This is a genomic window from Agrobacterium pusense (genome assembly GCF_900102105.1).
Lineage (GTDB): Bacteria > Pseudomonadota > Alphaproteobacteria > Rhizobiales > Rhizobiaceae > Agrobacterium > Agrobacterium pusense.
Window position 1 is genome coordinate 596,001 of sequence record NZ_FNBB01000003.1, and the last position, 21,849, is coordinate 617,849.

20 protein-coding genes are annotated in these 21,849 nt (G+C 61.0%); 16 read left to right on the top strand and 4 right to left on the bottom strand.

The features are described from left to right. The first annotated feature begins 1 nt into the window (after nt 1). Nucleotides 2-934, top strand: coding sequence for a nucleoside hydrolase (locus BLU28_RS11780; protein ID WP_077985629.1), 933 nt, complete (start codon nt 2-4; stop codon nt 932-934). Next, nucleotides 931-2,727: an adenine deaminase gene (locus BLU28_RS11785; RefSeq protein ID WP_077985628.1), complete on the top strand. Its 1,797-nt coding sequence runs from the start codon at nt 931-933 to the stop codon at nt 2,725-2,727. Before BLU28_RS11780 ends, BLU28_RS11785 begins: the two co-directional genes overlap by 4 nt. 45 nt (nt 2,728-2,772) lie before the next feature. Here BLU28_RS11785 and BLU28_RS11790 read toward each other — a convergent pair whose 3' ends face one another. Then, nucleotides 2,773-3,474, bottom strand: coding sequence for a DNA helicase (locus BLU28_RS11790; protein ID WP_077985627.1), 702 nt, complete (start codon nt 3,472-3,474; stop codon nt 2,773-2,775). A 216-nt stretch (nt 3,475-3,690) separates the two neighbouring features. Then, entirely contained in the window at nt 3,691-4,863 is a 1,173-nt protein-coding gene (locus BLU28_RS11795) for a M20 aminoacylase family protein (RefSeq protein ID WP_162699364.1), read from the bottom strand. Nucleotides 4,864-5,074: 211 nt separating this feature from the next. On the opposite strand from BLU28_RS11795, the gene BLU28_RS11800 reads away from it, so the two are divergent. The 14 genes from BLU28_RS11800 to BLU28_RS11865 all read left to right on the top strand — a co-directional run bounded on the left by BLU28_RS11800 (nt 5,075) and on the right by BLU28_RS11865 (nt 19,727). Then, complete coding sequence (locus BLU28_RS11800; protein ID WP_077985625.1) at nt 5,075-5,782, top strand: phosphoribosyltransferase; 708 nt, start codon at nt 5,075-5,077, stop codon at nt 5,780-5,782. Between the two features lie 204 nt (nt 5,783-5,986). Next, nucleotides 5,987-7,042, top strand: a complete 1,056-nt coding sequence (locus tag BLU28_RS11805) for a dipeptidase (RefSeq protein ID WP_004445294.1) — start codon at nt 5,987-5,989, stop codon at nt 7,040-7,042. 50 nt (nt 7,043-7,092) lie between these two features. Continuing rightward, nucleotides 7,093-8,733: an ABC transporter substrate-binding protein gene (locus tag BLU28_RS11810; RefSeq protein ID WP_004445293.1), complete on the top strand. Its 1,641-nt coding sequence runs from the start codon at nt 7,093-7,095 to the stop codon at nt 8,731-8,733. 18 nt (nt 8,734-8,751) lie between these two features. After that, a complete protein-coding gene (locus tag BLU28_RS11815) occupies nt 8,752-9,819 on the top strand; it encodes an ABC transporter permease (protein ID WP_077985624.1) in 1,068 nt (355 codons plus the stop codon). Next, on the top strand, nt 9,816-10,748 hold the full coding sequence (locus BLU28_RS11820; RefSeq protein ID WP_004445289.1) for an ABC transporter permease: 933 nt from the start codon (nt 9,816-9,818) through the stop codon (nt 10,746-10,748). The genes BLU28_RS11815 and BLU28_RS11820 overlap by 4 nt, the downstream gene beginning before the upstream one ends. Further along, complete coding sequence (locus tag BLU28_RS11825; protein WP_034496847.1) at nt 10,745-11,581, top strand: ABC transporter ATP-binding protein; 837 nt, start codon at nt 10,745-10,747, stop codon at nt 11,579-11,581. The genes BLU28_RS11820 and BLU28_RS11825 overlap by 4 nt, the downstream gene beginning before the upstream one ends. Next, nucleotides 11,578-12,327: an ABC transporter ATP-binding protein gene (locus tag BLU28_RS11830; protein WP_037091442.1), complete on the top strand. Its 750-nt coding sequence runs from the start codon at nt 11,578-11,580 to the stop codon at nt 12,325-12,327. Before BLU28_RS11825 ends, BLU28_RS11830 begins: the two co-directional genes overlap by 4 nt. A 255-nt stretch (nt 12,328-12,582) precedes the next feature. Next, nucleotides 12,583-13,485: a LysR family transcriptional regulator gene (locus BLU28_RS11835; protein WP_004445283.1), complete on the top strand. Its 903-nt coding sequence runs from the start codon at nt 12,583-12,585 to the stop codon at nt 13,483-13,485. Nucleotides 13,486-13,696: 211 nt separating this feature from the next. Then, on the top strand, nt 13,697-15,232 hold the full coding sequence (locus BLU28_RS11840; RefSeq protein WP_004445281.1) for an ABC transporter substrate-binding protein: 1,536 nt from the start codon (nt 13,697-13,699) through the stop codon (nt 15,230-15,232). A gap of 194 nt (nt 15,233-15,426) precedes the next feature. Further along, nucleotides 15,427-16,377: an ABC transporter permease gene (locus BLU28_RS11845; protein WP_077985623.1), complete on the top strand. Its 951-nt coding sequence runs from the start codon at nt 15,427-15,429 to the stop codon at nt 16,375-16,377. Further along, nucleotides 16,374-17,195: an ABC transporter permease gene (locus BLU28_RS11850; protein WP_045531568.1), complete on the top strand. Its 822-nt coding sequence runs from the start codon at nt 16,374-16,376 to the stop codon at nt 17,193-17,195. Before BLU28_RS11845 ends, BLU28_RS11850 begins: the two co-directional genes overlap by 4 nt. A gap of 53 nt (nt 17,196-17,248) precedes the next feature. Then, nucleotides 17,249-18,643: an amidase gene (locus BLU28_RS11855; RefSeq protein ID WP_077985622.1), complete on the top strand. Its 1,395-nt coding sequence runs from the start codon at nt 17,249-17,251 to the stop codon at nt 18,641-18,643. 97 nt (nt 18,644-18,740) lie between these two features. Then, on the top strand, nt 18,741-19,307 hold the full coding sequence (locus BLU28_RS11860; protein ID WP_175477688.1) for a DJ-1/PfpI family protein: 567 nt from the start codon (nt 18,741-18,743) through the stop codon (nt 19,305-19,307). Nucleotides 19,308-19,376: 69 nt separating this feature from the next. Further along, nucleotides 19,377-19,727, top strand: coding sequence for a ribbon-helix-helix domain-containing protein (locus tag BLU28_RS11865; protein ID WP_077985621.1), 351 nt, complete (start codon nt 19,377-19,379; stop codon nt 19,725-19,727). Between the two features lie 163 nt (nt 19,728-19,890). Here the strand turns inward: BLU28_RS11865 and BLU28_RS11870 are convergent, their stop codons facing one another. Both BLU28_RS11870 and BLU28_RS11875 read right to left on the bottom strand, forming a co-directional pair. Beyond that, nucleotides 19,891-20,811: an ABC transporter permease gene (locus BLU28_RS11870; protein WP_004445269.1), complete on the bottom strand. Its 921-nt coding sequence runs from the start codon at nt 20,809-20,811 to the stop codon at nt 19,891-19,893. Next, the gene (locus BLU28_RS11875) at nt 20,804-21,814 is read right to left on the bottom strand and encodes an ABC transporter permease (protein ID WP_004445267.1); all 1,011 of its coding nucleotides are present in this window, start codon (nt 21,812-21,814) and stop codon (nt 20,804-20,806) included. Before BLU28_RS11875 ends, BLU28_RS11870 begins: the two co-directional genes overlap by 8 nt. Nucleotides 21,815-21,849 lie beyond the last annotated feature (35 nt).

A 21,849-nucleotide genomic window follows, 5' to 3' on the forward strand; every position in this document is an offset into this window, starting at 1 on the left:
CATGGGTGTTTGGATCGATACCGATATGGGCTTTGACGATATCGCCGCCATCTTGGTGGTGCAATCGTCGGGTCTCGCCATAGACGGCATCTCGCTGGTCTTCGGCAATGCGACGCTTCAGGCCGTCTGCGGCAATGCCGCGGGTGCGGTTGCCGCTTTTGGCTGGTCGATGCCGATCCATCAGGGCCGCGCCATGCCGGTGTTGGGTGCACTTGAAACGGCGCAGTGCATTCTGGGCGAAAACGGCATCCCGACCGTCGGCCAAAGCCTGCCGGATGCCGCGGCCTTGCCGAAAAGCGATGCCTTCGCCGCTCTCTGCGCCTGGCTGGAGGGGGAGGGCGAGAGGCGCATTCTCGCGCTTGGTCCGCTCACCAATATTGCCGCCCTGTGCCTCGCCCGGCCTGATCTTGCCGCGAGAATTTCCGACCTCACCTGGATGGGTGGCGGCGTGACGAGCGGCAATCACACGGCCTCGGCCGAATTCAACGCCTTTGCCGATCCGGAAGCGCTGGCCATCGTGCTCTCCCATGGCCTGCCGTTGCGTATGGTCGATCTGGACGCCTGCCGCAAGGTTACCGCTTCGCCCGCCGACGTGCTGCCGATCCGCAATGCGGGCGGCAGGAATGCCGGGCTGATCGCCGATCTGCTTGATGGTTTCATCGGCATCGCCACCCGTCGCGGCAGACCAGGCATGGCACTTTACGATCCCGTCGCTGCCGTTGCCTTCGCCTCGGGCTCCGCCTCTGGCCTAATCGGCTGGCGTCACGCACGGATAGATGTCGAGCTTCAGGCGACGCTGACGCGGGGCAGAACGGTGGTCGAGCCGCGTGCGGAGAAAGCGCAAACATTCAACGCGCATTTTGCTGAGACGCTGGATGCCGACGGTGCGAGGACGGTTATTCTTGAGGCGCTGCGCCGGGAGGCCGCCCGATGAACGCGAACCTCACCACATGCGAACCTGCCGATCTCGGCGATGATGCGCTCCGCGCCCGCGCCGTTGCCGCCGCGCGCGGCGATGCGCCTTTCGACATCCTCATCACCGGTGGAACATTGGTGGATGTGGTAACGGGTGAGCTGCGCCCTGCCGATATCGGAATTGTCGGTGCGTTGATCGCCAGCGTACACGAACGGGCGAGCCGGAGCGACGCCGCGCAGGTCATCGATGCGGCCGGCGGGTATGTCTCGCCGGGTCTGATCGACACGCATATGCATATCGAGAGCTCGATGGTCACACCGGCCGCCTATGCGGCAGCGGTTGTCGCCCGCGGCGTTACCACCATCGTCTGGGATCCGCATGAGTTCGGCAATGTGCATGGCGTCGAAGGGGTGCGCTGGGCGGCGAAGGCCATCGAAAACCTGCCGCTGCGTGCCGTTCTCCTGGCGCCCTCATGCGTGCCTTCCGCGCCTGGGCTGGAACGCGGCGGAGCTGATTTCGACGCCGCCAATCTCGCCGATATCCTGTCATGGCCCCAGGTCGGCGGTGTCGCGGAAATCATGAACATGCGCGGCGTCATCGAGCGCGATCCGCGCATGAGCGGCATCGTGCAGGCCGGGCTTGCCTCGGAGAAACTGGTCTGCGGCCATGCGCGCGGCCTCAAGGACGCCGATCTCCACGCCTTCATGGCGGCGGGCGTCTCGTCCGATCACGAGCTGGTCTCGGGCAAAGACCTCATGGCGAAACTGCGGGCCGGCATGACCATCGAGCTGCGCGGCTCGCATGACCACCTGCTGCCGGAATTCGTGGAAGCGCTCAACGCGCTGGGCCACCTGCCGCAGACCGTGACGCTGTGCACGGACGATGTCTTCCCGGACGACCTGTTAAATGGCGGCGGGCTGGATGATGTGGTGCGCCGCCTTGTCCGTTATGGCCTGAAAGCCGAATGGGCACTGCGCGCCGCAACGCTCAATGCCGCCCAAAGGCTTGGGCGTCCTGACCTCGGGCTCATCGCCTCCGGCCGTCGCGCCGATATCGTTATCTTCGAGGACCTGAGCGGTTTTGCCGCTCGTTACGTCCTTGCCGGGGGCAGGACGGTTGCGGAAGGCGGACATATGCTTGTGGATGTGCCCGCCTGTGATACTTCGGCGCTCGAAGGCTCGATGAAGCTCCCGCTGCGCGTGACCGAAGATTTTCGGGTTGCTGCCGAAGGCGCGAGGGTGCGCCTTGCCACCATCGACCGCCCGCGCTTCACGCAATGGGGCGAGGTGGAGGCCGAGGTGAGAGATGGTTTCGTCGTTCCGCCCGAAGGTGCGACGATGATCTCCGTCACCCACCGCCACGGCAAGTCCGAACCGGTCACCCGCACTGGCTTCCTCACCGGCTGGGGAGACTGGAACGGCGCCTTCGCCACAACGGTCTCGCATGACAGCCATAACCTCACCGTTTTCGGCGGCAATGAAGAAGACATGGCGCTCGCCGCCAATGCGGTGATAGCGGCAGGCGGTGGTATGGCCGTCGCCTCCGAAGGTAAGGTAACTGCACTTCTGCCGCTGCCGCTCTCCGGCCTCGTTTCCGATGCGGCACTTGAAGATGTTGCAAAGGCTTTCGAGGAACTGCGCGAAGCCGTTGGCAGGGTGGTGGAATGGCAGCCGCCCTATCTCGTCTTCAAGGCCTGCTTCGGGGCCACGCTCGCCTGCAATATCGGCCCGCACCAGACGGATATGGGCATTGCCGACGTGCTGACGGGACAGGTGATGGAGAGCCCGGTGGTGGCGGTTTTAAAGTACTAACGCCACGGGCTGCCGCGACGGCACCGTCGCAGCAGCCCGTGCGTCTCAGTTCACATTGTGAAGTTGCGCTTCGCCGTTATGCAGAAAGCAGGCTTTGGTGAACAGGCCCAGATCAAGCAGGTTGGGAAGGCGGATATCGCGCATATCGGGAAATCGTTTGATTTGTGGATCAAATGAGCGGTCAATCTGCGAGATGAAAGCGAAAATAACGCCAGTCTTTTTTGCGAATTCTGCAAGAACGGTGACTTGTTGCGACAGGTCCGGCTTATGGCGCTGCTGGTCGAGTAACTGCAGATAATCGATTACGGCGAAGGTGCCGGATTTGGCTGGCGAGAGGTAACGGATCATGTAGTCCGCGCATATCTCGTCCGATGTCACGATCTCGATTTCTCTCTGAGCGCCTGCGTGTTGCCCGGTGCGTTTTCCTACCTGTTGCTCGGTCATTTCGAGCGTGAATAAAATGGACTGCCGTCCGTCTCCGGCTGCCGCCCGCAGAAGCTCAAAAGCAAGCGCTGTCTTGCCCTGGCCCGGCCGGCCGGCGAGCAGGAGCATGTCGCCATTCACGATGCGCGAGAACAGGTCTTTGGACAAAGAGCCAGCCGCAACGTGAGCGGAAAGCAGGCTCCAGGCTGCAAATCCTTCCTCGCACGCGATCTGGTCCAGCGCTTCGTGAAGGGGGATGGCATTATTCCGGACCATAAGTTTGGCCCGTCGCTTCAATTGGAAAATCGGAGTGGAAAGCTTCATCACAAAACCTCTATTGCGGGTTCAAAACGCAATCCCTCCTTATGCGAATGCCCGAACAGATGGTTCGATGATAAGATTACCCAGCATGTCGAATGCTTCCCCGAAAGGAGGGGGGAGGCGTGGGTCCAGCCTATGTCTGAAAGCTACCGCGCCCGATGATTCGCCACAAGTGTCTGAGATGTTGCCGGTCGAAAAACAGCAGGGAACAAGATGGATTTACTCCGCCGCCAGTTCCTGCTCCACCAGCGTCGCCCAGAAAGCTACGCCCGGCACGATGGCCGCATCGTTGAAGTCGTAGGAGGTGTTGTGGTGCAGTGCGCCGTCCACCGCCGGGCCGTTGCCAAGCCAGACATAGCAGCCTGGGGCTTCGCCCGCGAAAAAGGCGAAATCGTCGCCGGCGGTCGAGGGCGAAAAGGCGGTGCGCGCTTTGTTGCCGAAGACGGTTTTGGCTGCCCGGAGCGCCCGTTTCGTCGCGTCCGTGTCGTTGATGACGGGCGGAATGCGGCGGATGAATTCGTAATTTGCCTCGATGCCGAACATTGCCGCCGTTCCCTTGGCCAGCCTGCCGATTTCCGCCTCCAGCTGGTCTCGCACTTGAGGCGCATAGGCGCGCGCGGTACCGCCGATTTCGACGAGATCTGGGATCACATTGAGTGCCTTGGGGTCGCCTGCCTGCACCGAACAGGCACTGACCACGGCCGGCTGCAATGGGTCGACCACGCGGCCGACGATAGTTTGCAGCGAGGCGAGGAAGGTGCCGGCCGCCGTTACCGGATCGCGACCAAGATGCGGCTTCGCGCCGTGGGTGCCGACGCCCTTGAAGGTAACGCGCCAGCTGTCCGACGAGGCAAGCTGCGGTCCTTCCACCACCGCCATTTCGTCGATGCCCAGCCCCGGCATATTGTGCAGGCCATAGACCGCATCGCAGGGGAACAGCTCGAAAAGCCCGTCCTCGACCATTTTTTTTGCGCCGCCACGGCCTTCTTCGGCCGGCTGGAAGATGAAATGCACGGTGCCGGAAAAATCGCGGGTCTTTGCGAGGTAACGCGCCGCACCCAGCAGCATGGCGGTGTGGCCGTCATGGCCGCAGGCATGCATCTTGCCGGGGAATTTCGATTTGTAGGGGCGGTCTGGGACCTCAGGCATGGCAAGGGCATCCATGTCTGCGCGAAGACCAATGCTGCGCGTGCCGTTGCCCACCTGCAGCGTGCCGACGACGCCGGTGCCGCCGAGACCGCGGTGCACCTTCAGCCCGGCGCGCTCAAGCAGATCGGCGACGATGGCGCTCGTTCTTTCCTCTTCGAAACCCAGTTCCGGATGCGCGTGCAGATCATGACGGAGTTCCGTCAGGAATGGCAGGTCCTCGCCGATCCGGTCCAGCAGTCTCATGGGAAGCTTGTCCTTGAATGTGGGAAAAACCCGCGTCATAGGTGGGTTTGTCCAAATGCCTGTTGCTTTTTTCTCTTCTAACGGAAAAAGCCAATGAAATGAACCCGCAGCGTCTCTGTGGTTGCTAAAATGATAAATCTGCCGAACGGGATTGGCGTGGCGGAAACAATGTTCGCCTTGCTGCGCCATCCCGGTCCTGAAAGGAGAACCGATGCCGTCATCCGCATCGCCCGCCACCCAGTCCCCCGCCGCGCCGCACGAGTTCTGGCAGGACATGCTTCCGCCCGGCACCTTTGGCACGGCAGGTCCACATTCTACCTTCTTTCCGGCGGAACTGGATGATGGAAGGCAGATCTGCCTGCCCATCCGGCCGCTTGCGGATGGTGAGCATGCGCTGGCATCGCTTATCGTCAATCAGGCTTCCTTCGAGGTGCTGGAGGCGCTGGCGGCTGATCTCGCCGCCCGGCTCGCGCCCTTCAGCCCGGATGTCGTGATCGGCCTGCCGACGCTGGGCCTGACGCTCGCCGCCGCCGTTGCCCGCCATCTCGGTCACTCCCGTTACGTGCCGCTCGGTACTTCGCGCAAGTTCTGGTATCTGGATGAGCTGTCGGTGCCGATGTCCTCCATCACCACAAGGCAGGAAAAACGGCTTTATATCGATCCGCGTATGCTGCCCTTGATCGAGGGCCGGCGGGTGGCGCTGGTGGATGATGTCATCTCCAGCGGTAGTTCCATCATATCAGGCCTTTCGCTTCTCGCCGCCTCTGGCATCCGGCCGGTGGTGATCGGCGCAGCCATGCTGCAATCGGATCGCTGGCGGGAAAAAATCGCCGCTTTCGGGCCGGAATGGCCGGAGCGGGTGAGGGGTGTTTTTGCGACGCCGCTGCTGACCAAAGCGGAAGATGGCTGGCGCGCCTGACGAAGCGCAAATTCCGTCAAAAGGCAAGTGGTGATAAATTCACCGCTGCCTAATTTGTATCTTGCGAAGCTCGAATAGATCGTCCTAAGATCGCGGCTGACAGACAATAGCGGTCGGCTGATAACGCGCCGGCTTGCTTTCGCGCGGTGTCATCCCGGCGTCTGCCTGCCCCGTTTATTGTTTCGATGACTGGAATTTCTTCCCATGCATGCAGTGTTTGACGGTCATAATGATGTGCTGCTTCGGTTGTGGCGCAACAGCAAGGCCGGTGCTGATCCCGTGGCCGAATTCAAGAACGGCACTCGGGAAGGTCATATCGATGGTCCGCGCGCACGGGCAGGCGGGCTCGGCGGCGGTATCTGCGCCATCTATATCCCGTCCGGCGATCTGATTCTGCAGGAACCGGACGAGAACGGCCATTACGATACGCCGCTCGCCACGCCGCTCGAGCGACTGCCTTCGCTCGATATCGCGATGGAAAAGGCGGCGATTGCGCTGAGGCTCGATCGCGCTGGAGCGTGGCGGCTCTGCCGCTCCACGGCGGATATCCGCAAGGCCTTTGCCGAGGATATCTTCGCCGCCGTGCTGCATATGGAAGGCTGCGAGGCGATCGGCGCCGATCTCGATGCGCTGGAAGTATTTTATGCCGCGGGTCTGCGTTCGCTCGGCCCGGTGTGGAGCCGGCACAATATTTTCGGCCATGGCGTTCCTTTCTCCTATCCCATGTCGCCCGATACCGCGCCCGGTCTCACCGATGCCGGTTTTGCGCTGGTGAAGGAATGCAACCGCCTCGGCATTCTCATCGATCTCGCGCATATCACCGAAAAAGGCTTCTGGGATGTGGCGAAGACCACCAACCAGCCGCTGATCGCCAGCCATTCCAATGCGCATGCGCTCACTCCGGTCGCCCGCAATCTCACTGACAGGCAGATGGATGCCATCAAGGAAAGCGGCGGGCTGGTTGGCCTCAACTACGCCGTGACCATGCTGCGTGCCGATGCGCGTGATATCGCGGATACGCCGCTCTCCGATATGGTGCGCCATATCGACTATATGGTCGAGCGTATGGGCATCGACTGTGTGGCGCTCGGATCGGATTTCGACGGCGCGACGGTACCTGTCGGAATTGCTGATGCCAGCGGCAACCACAATCTGGTTGCGGCGCTGAAATCGGCGGGCTACGGTGATGGAGAACTTGCTAAAATATGCCGGGAAAACTGGCTGCGCGTCTTGTCCCAGGCTTGGCACGAAGCGGCCTAATAAACAGTTTAAGCGAACCAAATCAATCTCATAACAAAAGGGGAGATCCTATGATCAAATCGCTCAACAAATCCATGCGTATCCTCAGCACCAGCGCTGCCCTGTCGCTGATGATGCTGTCTGCCCCGCATGCTTTTGCCGCCACGCCGGCCGATACGTTGGTGGAAGGTTTCGCCATCGACGACATCATCACGCTCGATCCGGGTGAGGCTTTCGAACTGTCTGCCGCCGAAGTCACCGGCAACACCTATAGCAAGCTCGTTTCCATCGATCTCAACGACACGTCCAAGGTTGTCGGTGATCTCGCCGAAAGCTGGACGACCTCCGAGGATGGCTTGACCTATACGTTCAAGCTGAAATCCGGCCTGAAATTCGCCTCCGGCAATCCGGTCACCGCTGATGACGTTGCCTTCTCCTTCGAACGCGCCGTCAAGCTCGACAAGTCGCCGGCATTCCTGCTGACGCAGTTCGGCCTGAAGGGCGACAACGTTACCGAAAAGGCGAAGGCAACGGACGCGAACACCTTCGTTCTGACCGTCGACAAGCCCTATGCGCCGAGCTTCGTGCTGAACGTGCTCACCGCAACCGTCGCTTCGGTGGTGGACAAGAAGCTCATCACCGAAAAGGCGAAGTCGGTCACGCCGAGCGCCGATTACAAATACGACACGGATTTCGGCAACGAGTTCCTGAAGACCGGTTATGCCGGTTCCGGCCCTTACAAGATCCTTGGCTGGAAGGCCAACGAAGCCGTCATTCTGGAGGCCAACCCGAACTATTACGGTGAGAAGCCGAAGCTGAAGCGGGTCGTCTATCGTCACATGAAGGAAAGCTCCGGCCAGCGTCTGGCGCTTGAAAACGGCGATATCGATGTTGCCCGTAACCTTGAGCCCGGTGATATGGAAGCCGTTTCCAAGAAGGAAGGCCTTGCCGTTACCTCCGCGCCCAAGGGCACCGTTTATTATTTCAGCCTCAACCAGAAGAACGAGAACCTGAAGAAGCCTGAGGTCATCGAAGCGTTCAAATATCTCGTCGATTATGACGCGATCGGCGCGACGATCATCAAGGGCATTGGCGAAGTCCATCAGACCTTCCTGCCGAAGGGCCAGCTTGGTGCGCTTGATGAGAACCCCTACAAGCTTGACGTCGCCAAGGCCAAGGAACTTCTCGCCAAGGCCGGTCTGAAGGACGGCTTCACCGTCACCATGGATGTGCGCAACACCCAGCCGGTGACGGGCATTGCCGAAAGCGTGCAGCAGACGCTGGCACAGGCCGGCATCAAGCTAGAAATCATCCCCGGCGACGGTAAGCAGACGCTGACCAAATATCGCGCCCGCACGCATGATATCTACATCGGCCAGTGGGGTTCGGACTATTTCGACCCGAACTCGAATGCGGAAACCTTTACCATCAACTACGACAATTCGGATGAAGGCAAGAACAAGACGCTGGCCTGGCGCAATGCTTGGGATGTTCCTGATCTGACCAAGGAAACCCAGTCTGCTCTCTTGGAAAAGGACAGCGCCAAGCGCGCCGCCATCTATGAAAACCTGCAGAAGGAAGTTCTGGCGAAGGGTCCCTTCGTCATCATCTTCCAGCAGACGGAAGTGGCCGGTTATTCCGCCAAGCTCAAGGGCCTGAAGCTCGGACCGAGCTTTGACACCAACTATGTCTATCCGATCTCCAAGGAATGATCCGGAAGGATCGGTCTCTTGAGCATCGTTGAAGCAAACAGCCGGGCGAGGCGGGGCAAACGCCGTGCCAACGCCCGCGCGAAGGCCATTCTCGGCTTCGCCGTCACCGTCATCACCACCTTTCTGGGGCTGATGGCGGTCACATTTTTCATTGGCCGTGTGGTGCCGATCGATCCCGCACTGGCGATCGTTGGCGACCGCGCGCCTGCGCATGTGGTCGAGCGCGTCCGTGAGCAGCTCGGCCTCAACCTGCCGCTCTGGCAGCAGTTCTTTATCTATCTGAAGCAGGCGCTTTCGGGCGATTTCGGCACCTCCGTCCTCACCACCAATCCTGTGATGGAGGACATCAAGCGGGTGTTCCCGGCGACGATCGAACTTGCCACGATCGGCACGATCATCGGCGCCGTCTTCGGCATTCCGCTCGGCGTTCTGGCCGCCGTCAAGCGCGGCAGCTTTGCCGATCAGGTGGTGCGTGTCATCGGCCTTATCGGCTATTCCGTGCCGATCTTCTGGCTCGGCCTGCTGGCGCTGCTGGTGTTTTACGCCCGGCTGCAATGGGTGGCTTATCCCGGGCGCATGGACATCGTCTATGAATTCACCTTCACGCCGGTCACTGGCTTCTTCCTGATCGACGCCATTTGGCAGCGGCAATGGGACGTGTTGTGGGATCTTTTCCGCCACATCATCCTGCCGGCCTCGCTGCTCGGTTATTTCTCGCTGGCCTATATCAGTCGCATGACGCGCTCCTTCATGCTGAATGAGCTCGCCCAGGAATATGTCGTCGCGGCCCGCGCCAAGGGGCTTTCGGAAACGCGCATCATCTGGTTCCACGCGCTGCGAAACGCCGCCGTGCCGCTGGTAACCGTGATTGCGCTCTCCTATGCCGGTCTGCTGGAAGGTTCGGTGCTGACCGAAACCATCTTCGCCTGGCCGGGGCTTGGCCTCTACATCACCAATTCCCTGCAGAATGCGGATATGAACGCCGTTCTCGGCGGCACGATCGTGATCGGCGCCATCTTCGTCGGCATCAATCTCTTCTCCGATCTGCTTTACCGGACGCTCGATCCAAGGACGCGCAGCCGATGACGATTTCGACCGATACACTCAAACCCTATAGCCGCGAATGGCTGCTCTCCGACCGGCCGGCCTCGCGCAGGCAGGCGCGGCTTGGCCGCGCCTATGTGATCTGGCGGCGCTTTTCGGAAAACCGGCTGGCGCTGCTCGGCCTTGGCATCATCATCGCGCTGCTGTTCGTGGCGATTTTTGCCAATGTGCTGGCGCCACATAATCCGGTGCAGGGCGATCTGCGCAATGCCCGGCTTCTGCCGCCCGGCACTGCCGGTTATCTGCTCGGCACCGATGATCAGGGACGTGATATTCTCTCGCGCCTCATCCACGGTTCGCGCCTGACCCTGTTCGTCGTGCTTTTGGTGGCCATCATCGCCGCACCCATCGGGCTCATCGTCGGCACAGTCTCGGGTTATGCCGGCGGCTGGGTGGATGCGGTTCTGATGCGCATCACCGATATTTTCCTCGCTTTTCCGAAGCTCGTTCTGGCGCTGGCGCTGGTAGCGGCCCTGGGGCCTGGCATTGAAAATGCGGTGCTCGCCATCGCGGTCACCTCGTGGCCGCCCTATGCGCGCATCGCTCGCGCTGAAACCATGACCTTCCGCAATTCCGATTTTATCGCCGCAGTGAAGCTCATGGGCGCGTCGCCCTTCCGCATCGTCTTGAAACACGTCATGCCGCTTTGCATGTCGTCGCTGATCGTGCGTGTCACGCTCGATATGGCGGGCATCATCCTCACCGCCGCAGGCCTCGGTTTCCTCGGTCTCGGCGCGCAGCCGCCGCTGCCGGAGTGGGGTGCGATGATCGCGTCGGGCCGCCGTTTCATTCTCGATCAATGGTGGGTCGCCGCCATGCCGGGTATTGCGATCCTGATCGTCAGCCTCGGTTTCAACCTTTTGGGCGACGGTCTGCGCGATGCGCTTGATCCCAAGGAGGCGGGCCAATGAGTGCGTCTCTTCTGACGGTTGAGAACCTGCGCGTTTCCTTCCCGACCCGCACCGGGCTGGTGGAGGCGGTGCGCGGCGTGTCCTTCACGCTGGGGCGCGAGCGCCTCGGCATTGTCGGCGAATCCGGCTCCGGAAAGTCGCAGACTGGCCGCGCCATCATGGGTCTGACGCCGAAAAATGCCCGGATCGAGGCCGATACGCTGCGTTTTGGCGATATTGACCTGCTCAAGGCATCGGCAAAAGAGCGGCGGCTCATGCGCGGCAAGCGTATGGCCATGATCCTGCAGGATCCGAAATATTCGCTGAACCCGGTCATGACCATTGGCCGCCAGATCATGGAAACGCTGCGTACCCACGAAAAGATTGGCTCCAGCGAAGCGCGCCAGCGCACGCTTGCCATGCTGGAGGCAGTGCAGATCCGTGATCCCGAGCGCGTCTTCGATCTCTTTCCACACGAAGTTTCCGGCGGCATGGGCCAGCGCGTCATGATCGCCATGATGCTCGTCTGCGGTCCGGAATTGCTGATCGCCGACGAGCCGACCTCGGCGCTCGATGTGACCGTGCAGCTGGAAGTGCTCGACATTCTCGACAAGCTGGTGCGCGATCGCGGCATGGGGCTGATCTTCGTCAGCCATGATCTCAGGCTCGTTTCCTCCTTCTGCGACCGGGTTCTCGTCATGTATGCCGGCAAGGTGGTGGAAGAGCTTGCTTCCGCTAACCTCAAGGAAGCGAAACATCCCTACACGCAGGGCCTGTTGAACTGTCTGCCGCAAATTGGCGGCCACCGGCATCCGCTGCCCGTTCTGGAACGCAAGCCGGAGTGGCGCGCATGAGCACAGTTCTTTCCATCAGAGACATGGTGGTGGATTTCGACGGTTACATCGCGCTCGACAGCGTCAGCGTGGATGTGGCCGAGGGTGAATCCTTCGGTATCGTCGGTGAATCCGGTTCCGGTAAATCGACCCTGCTGCGCGCCATCGCCGGCCTCAACCATTTCGATGAAGGTTCGTTGATGGTGGCCGGGCGCTCCTATTCGGGCAAGCACCGCGACAAGAGCTTTTATCGCGATGTGCAGATGGTGTTTCAGGACCCGTACGGTTCACTGCACCCGCGCCAGACGGTGGATGCGCTGCTGCTCGAGCCGCTGGTCATCCATGGTCTCGACAATCGCGAACAGCGCATTGCCCGCGCTTTGGACGAGGTGGGTCTCGGTTCCGGTTTCCGCTTCCGTTATTCACACCAGCTGTCCGGCGGCCAGCGCCAGCGCATCGCCATTGCCCGCGCACTGATCGTCGAGCCGAAAATCCTGCTGCTCGATGAGCCGACCTCGGCGCTTGATGCGTCTATTCAGGCTGAAATCCTGAACCTCCTGGAACAGGCCCGCAAGGACCGTAACCTCACCTTCGTCATGGTCAGCCACGATCTCGGCGTCATCAGCCACATGTGCGACCGTCTGGCGGTGATGAAAAGCGGCAAGGTGGTGGAAATGCTGGAGGCCGAGGCGCTGGAAAGCCGCGAGTTCAGCGCGGATTACACGAGGCAGCTGCTGGTGGCGAGCGAGGGTTTCAAGCGGACGTAATGGGGTAGGGGTGCCTCCTTTTCTTCTCCCCGAGGGGGAGAAGATGCCCCGAACGGGGCAGATGAGGGGGCAAGCTCTCCGTAAATCTCCGACGTGGCCCCCTCATCCGGCGCTGCGCGCCACCTTCTCCCCGGCGGGAGAAACAAGCGGCGATCTTTCGTTACACACGCGATCTTCTCCGGTGACGTATTCTCTCATCGCGCCACGGTGATATGCTGGCCCGCCAAACCCGCATATCCGAACAAGGTACCACCCATGCAATTGCGCGCCTTGATGTATTTCGATGAACTCGTCCGCACCAATTCCATGCGCGCCGCAGCGGAAAACCTGAATGTGGCGCCGACGGCGGTGAGCCGACAGATCGAAAATCTCGAATATTATTTCGGCTCGCCCCTGGTGGAGCGTTCCAGCCGTGGCGTGAAGCTGACGGCGGCGGGCGAGCTGCTGGCCGCCCGCGCCGGCAAGACGCTGCGCGAACTCGACCATGTGCACCAGTTGATCGACGATCTCAAAGGTCTGCAGCGCGGCCGGGTGACGATTTACGCCAATGGCGCGACAGTGGCCAACCTTCTGGCGCCGGTGCTGGCGCAGTTCAGCCTCAAGTATCCGAAGCTGCGTTTCGAGGTCCATATCACCAGTGCGCGCCAAGCCATGGAAGCGCTGGGGGCTGCGGAAGCAGACCTCGTTGTCAGCCTGTTTGCGCCAAAGGTTTCCGGGGTCAAGGTGCGCTCGCGCACGCGCATCAATTACGATGCGATCTTTCCCGCCGGTCATGCCCTTGCCGGTCAGCCGGAGGTGTCGCTGAAGGAACTGGCCGGGTTGCCACTTGCCTTGCCGGACAAGAGTTTTGCCGCGCGTCAGGCCTTCGATATGCTTTTTGCCGAGGCGGATATCGAACTTGACCCCGTTTTCATCACCAGTTCGCTGGAAATGCTGAAAGAGCTGGTGCTGGGCCACGCCGCGGCCACGCTGCTGCCGGCGCTTTCGGTGGCGCGCGAAATCCGTAGCGGCCAGATGGTCGCCGTTCCGCTCTCGGGCAAGAAGGGTATCCACACCCAGATTGACCTCTGTGTAGCGCCCGACAGGCAATTGTCCTTCGCAGCTTCCAAGCTTGCCGATTTCATCGAGCGTTTCATGCGTGAGGCGACGGCAGGGTAGTTTCTTCTCCTCGGCGGGGCGAGGAACCGGAGACGTTCCCGGAATTGCCCACCAAGGTTGATTTTCACCCGCATTCCCGTGTAGCCATTTCAGCTACACGGAGCACACAAAAATCATGATTGTGTGTGCGCCTGCAACATGACACTCTTTTTGCAACGGGTGGTCTTTTGAAGGGCAAAAATGCCCCGGCCGCCAGACAGGGGACTAAAGGATGCCACGTACCTATCTTTCGCAGGCGGCGAAGCTCTCGCGCCGTACCGCGCTGGCGCTTGCTCTCGGCACGGCGCTCTTTCTGCCGCTCTCGATTGCTGAGGCCGAAGCTGCGGCGAAAACCGCTTTGACGCTTGGCATGACGGTGGAGCCGACCGGTCTCGATCCGACCATTGCCGCTCCCGTCGCCATCGGTCAGGTCACCTGGCAGAATATTTTCGAAGGTCTCGTCACCATCGACAGCAAGGGCAAGGTGAAGCCGCAGCTCGCCGAAAGCTGGGAGATTTCCCCTGATGGCAAGACCTATACCTTCAAGCTGCGCAAGGGTGTCACCTTCCATGACGGCGAGGCGTTCGATTCCTCCGTCGCGAAGTTCTCGCTGGACCGGGCGCGTGGTGAAGCTTCCGTCAATCCGCAGAAACGCTTCTTTGCGGCGATCGACAGCATCGAGACCCCGGATGCCGAGACGCTGGTGCTGAAGCTGAAGCAGCCCGCCGGCAGTCTCATCTACTGGCTCGGCTGGCCGGCCTCCGTCATGGTCGCGCCCAAGAGCGCGGAGACCAACCGCACCACGCCCGTAGGCACCGGCCCGTTCAAATTCGTGAACTGGGCCAAGGGCGACAAGGTGGAGTTGCAGAAGAACGCCGCCTATTGGGACAAGGCCGTGTCGGTAAAGCTCGACAAGGCGACGTTCCGTTTCGTTTCCGATCCGCAGGCGCAGGCGGCGGCGCTGAAATCCGGCGATATCGACGCCTTCCCGGAATTCGGTGCGCCGGAATTGATGAGCTCGTTTGACGGCGATGCGCGCCTCGGCACCTTCGTCGGCAATACCGAGTTGAAGGTCGTGGCGGGCATGAACAGTGCCCGCAAGCCCTTCAGCGACAAGCGCGTGCGCCAGGCGCTGATGATGGCGGTGGATCGTGGCACCGTCATCGAGGGTGCATGGTCCGGTTTCGGAACGGCCATCGGCAGTCACTATACGCCGAATGATCGCGGATACATCGATACAACGGGCGTTCATCCCTATGATATCGATAAGGCCAAGGCGCTGCTTGCCGAAGCGGGGTATGCGGACGGTTTCAGCTTCACCATCAAGGCCCCGCAGATGGCCTATGCCCAGCGCACCTCGCAAATCCTGCAGGCGATGCTGGCTGAAATCGGCGTGACCATGACCATCGAGACCACGGAATTTCCGGCCAAATGGGTGGCGGACGTCCTGAAGGGTGCGGATTACGACATGACCATTGTCGCCCATGCCGAGCCGATGGATATCGATATCTACTCCCGTGATCCCTATTATTTCAACTACAAGAACCCGGCCTTCAACGAGGTCATCGCCAGCGTCGAAAAGACGGCGGATGCGGTTGAGCAGGAAAAGCTTTATGGCGACGCCCAGAAAATCCTCGCCGAAGATGTGCCGGCGCTGTTCCTGTTCGTGATGCCGAAGCTCGGGGTCTGGGACAAGAAGGTGAAAGGGCTGTGGGAAAACGAGCCCATTCCCTCGAATGTGCTGACGGATGTGCATTGGGAAGAGTGACGTTTGACGATACTCATGTCTTCCGTCACGCCGGACTTGATCCGGCATCCAGCCAGCCCAAGTGCTTGGGCTGAAAAGGCGCCCTCCGCCGCGCAGACGCGCGTCGGCTGGATGCCGGATCAAGTCCGGCATGACGGGAGAGTGTGGAGCTTTCCAGCCGTCGCGCGTAAAGTATCGCAAGGAGCAGATGCCAGATGTTAGCCGTCCTCATCCGGCGTCTCGTAAGCCTCGTCATCACGCTGTTTGCCGTCTCGCTCATCATCTATCTTGTCATGGGCCTGCTGCCGGGTGATCCGGCCGCCATCATGCTGGGAACCTCGGCCAGTCCGGATACGCTGGCCGCACTGCAAAAGCAGATGGGTCTCGATCAGCCGCTGCTGCTGCGCTACATCCACTGGCTTGCTGGCGTCTTCCACGGCGATCTCGGACAATCCTATACCTATGGAGTGCCGGTGGCGGGCCTGATCGTCGAGCGGTTGGCCGTGACGCTGCCGCTTGCGCTGCTGGCCGTTTGCCTGTCCGTCACTATCGCCATTCCGCTCGGCGTAGCGGCGGCGAGGAACCGCAACGGGGCGCTGGATTTCGCGGCCGGGCTGTTTTCCCATGTGGGTATTGCCGTGCCGGGCTTCTGGGTCGGGTTGCTGCTCATCATCGTCTTTTCCACCACGCTCGGCTGGATGCCGGCTGGCGGTTTTCCCGGCTGGTCGCCAAGCTTTGCAGCGGGTCTCACGGCGCTTATCCTGCCGGCGGTCGCTCTTGCGCTGTCGCAGGCCGGCGTTCTCACCCGCGTCTGCCGTTCCGCCGTGCTTGAAGTGATGAACGAGGATTTCGTCCGCACCGCCCGGGCCAAGGGCCTGAGCGAGCGGGTGGCGCTGTGGCGGCATGCGGTGCCGAACGCGATGATCCCCGTCGTCACCATGATCGGCCTGCAGTTCACCTTCCTCATTGCGGGTGCGGTGCTGGTGGAAAACGTCTTCAACCTGCCGGGCCTTGGACGCCTCGCGTATCAGGCGCTGACCCAGCGGGATATCGTCGTCATGCAGTCCGTCGTGCTGTTCTTCTCGGCGCTGGTCATCATCATGAATTTCGTGGTCGATATAGCCTATCTCTTCATCGACCCGAGACTGCGGGCAGGTGCGCGATGATGCGATTTATCCGCCGTCGCCCGGCCTTCGTTATCGGCATTGTCGTCACGGCCTTTCTCGTGGCCGTCGCCCTTTTGTCGCTGGTCTGGACGCCGGTTTCGCCGACCAAGATGCAGATCGTGCAAAAGCTGAAATCGCCTTTCGTTTATGGCGGTCTGGGTACGGATCATTTTGGCCGCGATGTGCTCTCCATGCTGATGGCCGGTGCGTGGAACTCACTTTCCACCGCCATTGCCGCCGTCGCCATCGGCGCCTTTATCGGCACGGCGATCGGCGTCACGGTCGCGGCGCTGCGCGGTTTCACAGAAACCGTCGTCATGCGCATCTGCGATATCATCTTCGCCGTGCCGCCCATCCTGTCGGCCATGATGCTCGGTGCTTTCATCGGCACGGGACGCTTTACTGCCATCATCGCCATCGCCACCTTCATGGTGCCGGTCTTTGCGCGGCTGACGCTGGGGGCGGCCTTACAAATCTGGGCGCGGGAATACATCACCGCCGCCACCAGCATCGGCCAGAACCGCGCCAAGATCACGATGTTGCACGTCGTGCCGAATATCTCCAACCAGATCATCGTGCAGGTGACGATCCAGCTGGGTCTTGCAATACTGACGGAGGCAGGCCTTTCCTTCCTCGGTCTCGGCATGCCGCCGCCCGCCGCCACCTGGGGGCGGATGCTGGCTGACGCCCAGACCTATCTCGGTGCGGCGCCCTGGCTTGCCATCATGCCCGGCCTTGCCATTGCGCTCGCCGTCTTCGGCCTCAATCTTCTCGGCGACGGCCTGCGCGACCTGCTGGACCCGCGCGATACAAGCTGACCGCTTCAAGCCGATATCGCCCCTATTTCCTGTTTTTCTGACGAGACGATGCCATGACCGATCTCATACACCTCAACACGCTCGAAATTCTGGCGCTTTACCGGGAAAAGAAACTCTCGCCATCGGAATATTGGCAGGCGGTGGAGGCGCGTATCGAGGCATTCGAGCCGGTTGTGAACGCCCTTTACGCTTATGATCCGGAGGATGCGCGCAGGCAGGCGCTGGCCTCGACGGAGCGCTGGCAAAAGGGTGAAACGCTGGGAGCCCTCGATGGAATTCCGGTCTCGCTGAAGGAACTCATCGCCACGAAAGGCCATCCTGTGCCGCTCGGCACCAGGGCGGTGGAGCTTGTGCCCGCGGTTGAAGACGCGCCGGTGGCCGCCCGTTGCCGTGAGGATGGTGCGATTATCTATGCCAAGACGACGTGCCCGGATTACGGCATGCTCTCTTCCGGCCTTTCCAGCTTCCATAAGCTCAGCCGCAACCCGTGGGACCCCACCCAGAATCCCGGCGGCTCCAGCGCCGGTGCTGCTTCGGCCGGTGCTGCGGGTTACGGCACCTTGCATATCGGCACGGATATTGGCGGCTCGGTAAGATTGCCGGCGGGATGGACGGGCCTCTTCGGCTTCAAGCCGAGCCAGGGTCGTATCCCGGTTGATCCCTATTATACCGGCCGCTGTGCCGGGCCGATGACGCGCACGGTCGTTGATGCGGCTTATGCCATGGCAACGCTTTCGCGGCCGGACTGGCGAGACGGCACATCGCTGCCGCCGAACAGCATCGACTGGATGGACCTCGATATTGATGTGAAAGGCCTGAAAATCGGACTGATGCTGGATGCGGGCTGCGGCCTGCCGCTGGACGAAGAGGTGCGCGACGCCGTTGCCGGGGCTGCAAAACTGTTCGAGGCGGCCGGCGCCATTGTCATCCCGGTCGAGCCTGTGCTGACGCGTGAGATGCTCGACGGGCTGGATGATTTCTGGCGGGCGAAGTTCTGGGGCGACATGGTGGCGTTGAGCGCGGATCGTCGTGCCGCGATCCTTCCCTATATTCACGAATGGGCGGAAAAGGGCGCTGATGTTTCCGGCGCGCGTGCCGTTTTCGGTTTTAATCAGACCATGGAAATGCGTAAAGTTTGCGGGAGGTTGATGCAGTCCGTTGATGTGGTGATTTCACCCGTTAACCCCATCGTCTCCTATCCTGCCGACTGGGCTTCTCCCACCAACGATCCTGCACGGCCCTTCGAGCATATCGCCTTTACCGTGCCGTGGAACATGTCGGAGCAGCCCGCATCCTCGATCAATTGCGGCTTCTCCACATCCGGCATGCCCATCGGCCTGCAGATCGTCGGTCCGCGTTACCAGGATCTATTCGTGCTCAAATTGTCCAAGTCTTTCGAGGATTGGGGTGGTGGCGTCCGGCGCTGGCCGGAGCCGCCGGCCGGCTGATATCACCTTTATAGGGCATGTAGTATTGCCATAATACCCGCATCTCGATCCCTCCTGTTAGGGTGCCCAAATGCATTCGAAAACGGGAGGAGCAGACATGCCGAAGAAGATTTTGATGATCACCGGTGATTTCGCCGAGGATTACGAGACCATGGTGCCGTTCCAGACGCTGCTCGCTGTCGGCCACACGGTGCACGCCGTCTGCCCCGGCAAGAAGGCGGGCCAGACCATCGCCACGGCCATCCACGATTTCGAGGGCGACCAGACCTACTCGGAAAAACGCGGCCATAATTTCGCGCTCAACGCCACCTTCGCCGATATCAAACCGGCGGATTACGATGCGCTGGTCATTCCGGGTGGCCGTGCGCCGGAATATCTGCGGCTCAATGCGGACGTGCTGGCGGCGGTGAAACATTTCTTCGAGGCAGACAAGCCTGTCGCGGCCGTCTGCCATGGCGCGCAATTGCTGGCGGCTGCGGGTGTGCTCAAGGGCCGCACCTGCTCGGCCTATCCCGCCTGCGGCCCGGAGGTGGAGCTGGCAGGTGGCACCTATGCCGATATCGCCATCGATGCGGCGGTGACCGACGGCAAGCTGGTGACGGCGCCCGCATGGCCCGCCCATCCCGCCTGGCTTTCGCAGTTCATGGCGGTGCTCGGTAAATAAGACCGGCGAACGGGGCTTTTTCCGGCCCCTTTTTCCGCCTATATCTCAGGCGTGGTGAGGGAGGAAACCATGTGCAAGCTCTTCATCAAGGCAGCCCCAGCGCTCTGGGAAAGCCATACGCGGTCGCTCCGCATCGATGGCATGGTCACCAGTGTCCGGCTTGAGAACTTTTTCTGGACGACGCTGGACGAGATCGCGCGGCGCGACGGCATGAACAGCGTGCAGCTCATCGCCAAGCTTTATAATGAATCGATCGATGCCGGGCACGATCTCGGCAATTTCACCTCGTTCCTGCGGGTCTGCTGCGGGCGTTATCTCGCGCTTCAGCTTTCTGGCGATATTCCGGCGCGGAACGATATCCCGATTGCCGCGCTGGATGCGGACAGCATTCTGGATGCAGAAAAGGTGAATTATCACTAGGACGCGTCCCGCTTCTGTGCCGCGATACCCTCAACCTCGTTCCTGTGCTTGTCACAGGAATCCAGCCGACGCGCGCCTGCGCGACGGGTAGAATCCTTTCAGCCCAAGCACTTGGGCTGGCTGAATCCCTGTGACAAGCACAGGGATAAGGGAAGGGAAGCGTTCAGCTCTTCAGCGCCCGCGGATCAAGCGCATCGCGCACGGCATCGCCGATGTAATTCACGCTCAGAACCGTCAGCGAAATCGCCAGCCCCGGCCACAACACGCGCGAGGGCGTCAGTTGCAGGAAGTTCGCGCCGTCGAACAGCAGCCGTCCCCAGGTCGGAAAGTCGGAGGGGAAGCCGAGACCGAGGAAGGAGAGGGCGGATTCCGTGATGATGGCGGCAGCGATGCCGAGCGTGGCGGAGACCATGATCGAGCTCAGCACATTCGGCAGAATATGCCTGAGGATGATGCGGTATTCGCGCATGCCGCTCGATTTCGCAGCCATGATGAATTCCTGGCTTTTGATCGTCAGCACATCACCGCGCACGATGCGGGCTGTATGCATCCAGCTGGTTATCCCGATCACGAAGACGATCAGGATGAAGATGCCAGTCTCCGGTCCAAAGGCCGCACGCAGCGTGTCGCGAAACAGCATAAGGATGACGAGCAGCAGCGGCAAAAGCGGTAGCGCCAGGAACAGGTCGGTGAGGCGCATCAAGGGTCCGTCCAGCCTGCGGAAATAACCTGATAGAACACCCACCAGCGTGCCGAGGAACAGAGCCAGCAGCATCGCGGTGATGCCGACGGCAAGTGAAATGCGCCCGCCGGCCAGGACCTGCGCCAGCATGTCCTTGCCAAGATTATCGGTGCCGAAGGGATGCGCCAGCGACGGCCACTGATTGCGCGCCTTCACATTGATGGCGTTCGGAGCAACGGTGTGAATATAAGGCCCGACATAGACCGCGAGCAGGATGAAGATGAAGACGAAGAGCCCCGCCACGCCGCCCTTGTGAACGCGAAACTGTTTCCAGATATCGGCAAGGGCGGATTGCGTGGGGGTGGCCGCAACCGTCGGCGCTGTAATGGTGGCGTCAGTCATAGCGGATCCTCGGGTCGAGAATGCCGTAAAGCACGTCGGCAATCAGGTTGAAGAGCACGATCAGCACCGCAAAGATGAAGGTCAGCGTCTGAACCAGCGGAATATCCGCCCCCTGAACGGCTGTTATCAGCAATTGGCCAAGCCCGTTCACGCGGAAAATCTGCTCGGTGATGATGGCGCCGGAGAAGATGGTCGGCACCCCAAGCGCAATAACCGTTACGACCGGGATGAGGCTGTTGCGCAGCACGTGGATGAGCAGCACGGATTTTTCCTTCACGCCCTTGGCGCGTGCGGTGCGCACGTAATCCTGATGCAGATTGTCGAGCATGGAGGCGCGCACGAAGCGGCTGATCTGCGAGACGTTATAGAGCGTCAGGACCAGCACCGGCAGGAACATCTGCTTCACCTGCGCCACGAAGCTCGCCCAGTCCGTGACCCTCAGATTGGTGTCGTAGACTGAAGGGAACCATTGCAGGTAAGAGCTGAAGATGACGACCAGCAACACGCCGGTGAAGAAGGTCGGCACCGAATAACCGACCATGGAGACGAAAGTGCCGATCTGGTCGAAGATCGAATATTGCTTGTAGGCGGAGATCACCCCGATCGGGATCGCCAGCAGCGCACCGAAGAGATAGGCAAGGCCCACCACCCACAGTGTCTGCGGCATGCGCTGGATGACGAGATCGACCACCGGGCTGCGTGTCGCCCAGGAAAGCACCCGCATACGGCTGCCATCGCCGATCTGCCAGCCGGTCAGCTTTTCGAAGAGGTTCAGCGGCTCGTTGATGAAGAATTGCTGCAGCCACATCAGGTAACGGATGAAGAAGGGCTGGTCGAGGCCAAGCGAGGCACGGATTTGCTCACGCACTTCAGGCGGGATGGTGAGGGGAAGGTCGCCGGTCGGATCGTTGGGCGCGAGATCAAGCAGCGCGAAGATGACGAAGCTGATGACGAGCAACGTCGGAACGGCAAAGGCTAGCCGCCGGAGCGTAAAGGTAAACATCTGAAACTCTCCAGACCCAGAGCGCGGCAGAGCGA

Bases quoted from the DNA above. Each gene is read 5' to 3' on its own strand.
- BLU28_RS11780 (WP_077985629.1), top strand. From the start codon at position 2: ATGGGTGTTTGGATCGATACCGATATGGGCTTTGACGATATCGCCGCC.
- BLU28_RS11785 (WP_077985628.1), top strand. From the start codon at position 931: ATGAACGCGAACCTCACCACATGCGAACCTGCCGATCTCGGCGATGAT.
- BLU28_RS11790 (WP_077985627.1), bottom strand. From the start codon at position 3,474: ATGAAGCTTTCCACTCCGATTTTCCAATTGAAGCGACGGGCCAAACTT.
- BLU28_RS11795 (WP_162699364.1), bottom strand. From the start codon at position 4,863: ATGAGACTGCTGGACCGGATCGGCGAGGACCTGCCATTCCTGACGGAA.
- BLU28_RS11800 (WP_077985625.1), top strand. From the start codon at position 5,075: ATGCCGTCATCCGCATCGCCCGCCACCCAGTCCCCCGCCGCGCCGCAC.
- BLU28_RS11805 (WP_004445294.1), top strand. From the start codon at position 5,987: ATGCATGCAGTGTTTGACGGTCATAATGATGTGCTGCTTCGGTTGTGG.
- BLU28_RS11810 (WP_004445293.1), top strand. From the start codon at position 7,093: ATGATCAAATCGCTCAACAAATCCATGCGTATCCTCAGCACCAGCGCT.
- BLU28_RS11820 (WP_004445289.1), top strand. From the start codon at position 9,816: ATGACGATTTCGACCGATACACTCAAACCCTATAGCCGCGAATGGCTG.
- BLU28_RS11825 (WP_034496847.1), top strand. From the start codon at position 10,745: ATGAGTGCGTCTCTTCTGACGGTTGAGAACCTGCGCGTTTCCTTCCCG.
- BLU28_RS11830 (WP_037091442.1), top strand. From the start codon at position 11,578: ATGAGCACAGTTCTTTCCATCAGAGACATGGTGGTGGATTTCGACGGT.
- BLU28_RS11835 (WP_004445283.1), top strand. From the start codon at position 12,583: ATGCAATTGCGCGCCTTGATGTATTTCGATGAACTCGTCCGCACCAAT.
- BLU28_RS11840 (WP_004445281.1), top strand. From the start codon at position 13,697: ATGCCACGTACCTATCTTTCGCAGGCGGCGAAGCTCTCGCGCCGTACC.
- BLU28_RS11845 (WP_077985623.1), top strand. From the start codon at position 15,427: ATGTTAGCCGTCCTCATCCGGCGTCTCGTAAGCCTCGTCATCACGCTG.
- BLU28_RS11850 (WP_045531568.1), top strand. From the start codon at position 16,374: ATGATGCGATTTATCCGCCGTCGCCCGGCCTTCGTTATCGGCATTGTC.
- BLU28_RS11855 (WP_077985622.1), top strand. From the start codon at position 17,249: ATGACCGATCTCATACACCTCAACACGCTCGAAATTCTGGCGCTTTAC.
- BLU28_RS11860 (WP_175477688.1), top strand. From the start codon at position 18,741: ATGCCGAAGAAGATTTTGATGATCACCGGTGATTTCGCCGAGGATTAC.
- BLU28_RS11865 (WP_077985621.1), top strand. From the start codon at position 19,377: ATGTGCAAGCTCTTCATCAAGGCAGCCCCAGCGCTCTGGGAAAGCCAT.
- BLU28_RS11870 (WP_004445269.1), bottom strand. From the start codon at position 20,811: ATGACTGACGCCACCATTACAGCGCCGACGGTTGCGGCCACCCCCACG.
- BLU28_RS11875 (WP_004445267.1), bottom strand. From the start codon at position 21,814: ATGTTTACCTTTACGCTCCGGCGGCTAGCCTTTGCCGTTCCGACGTTG.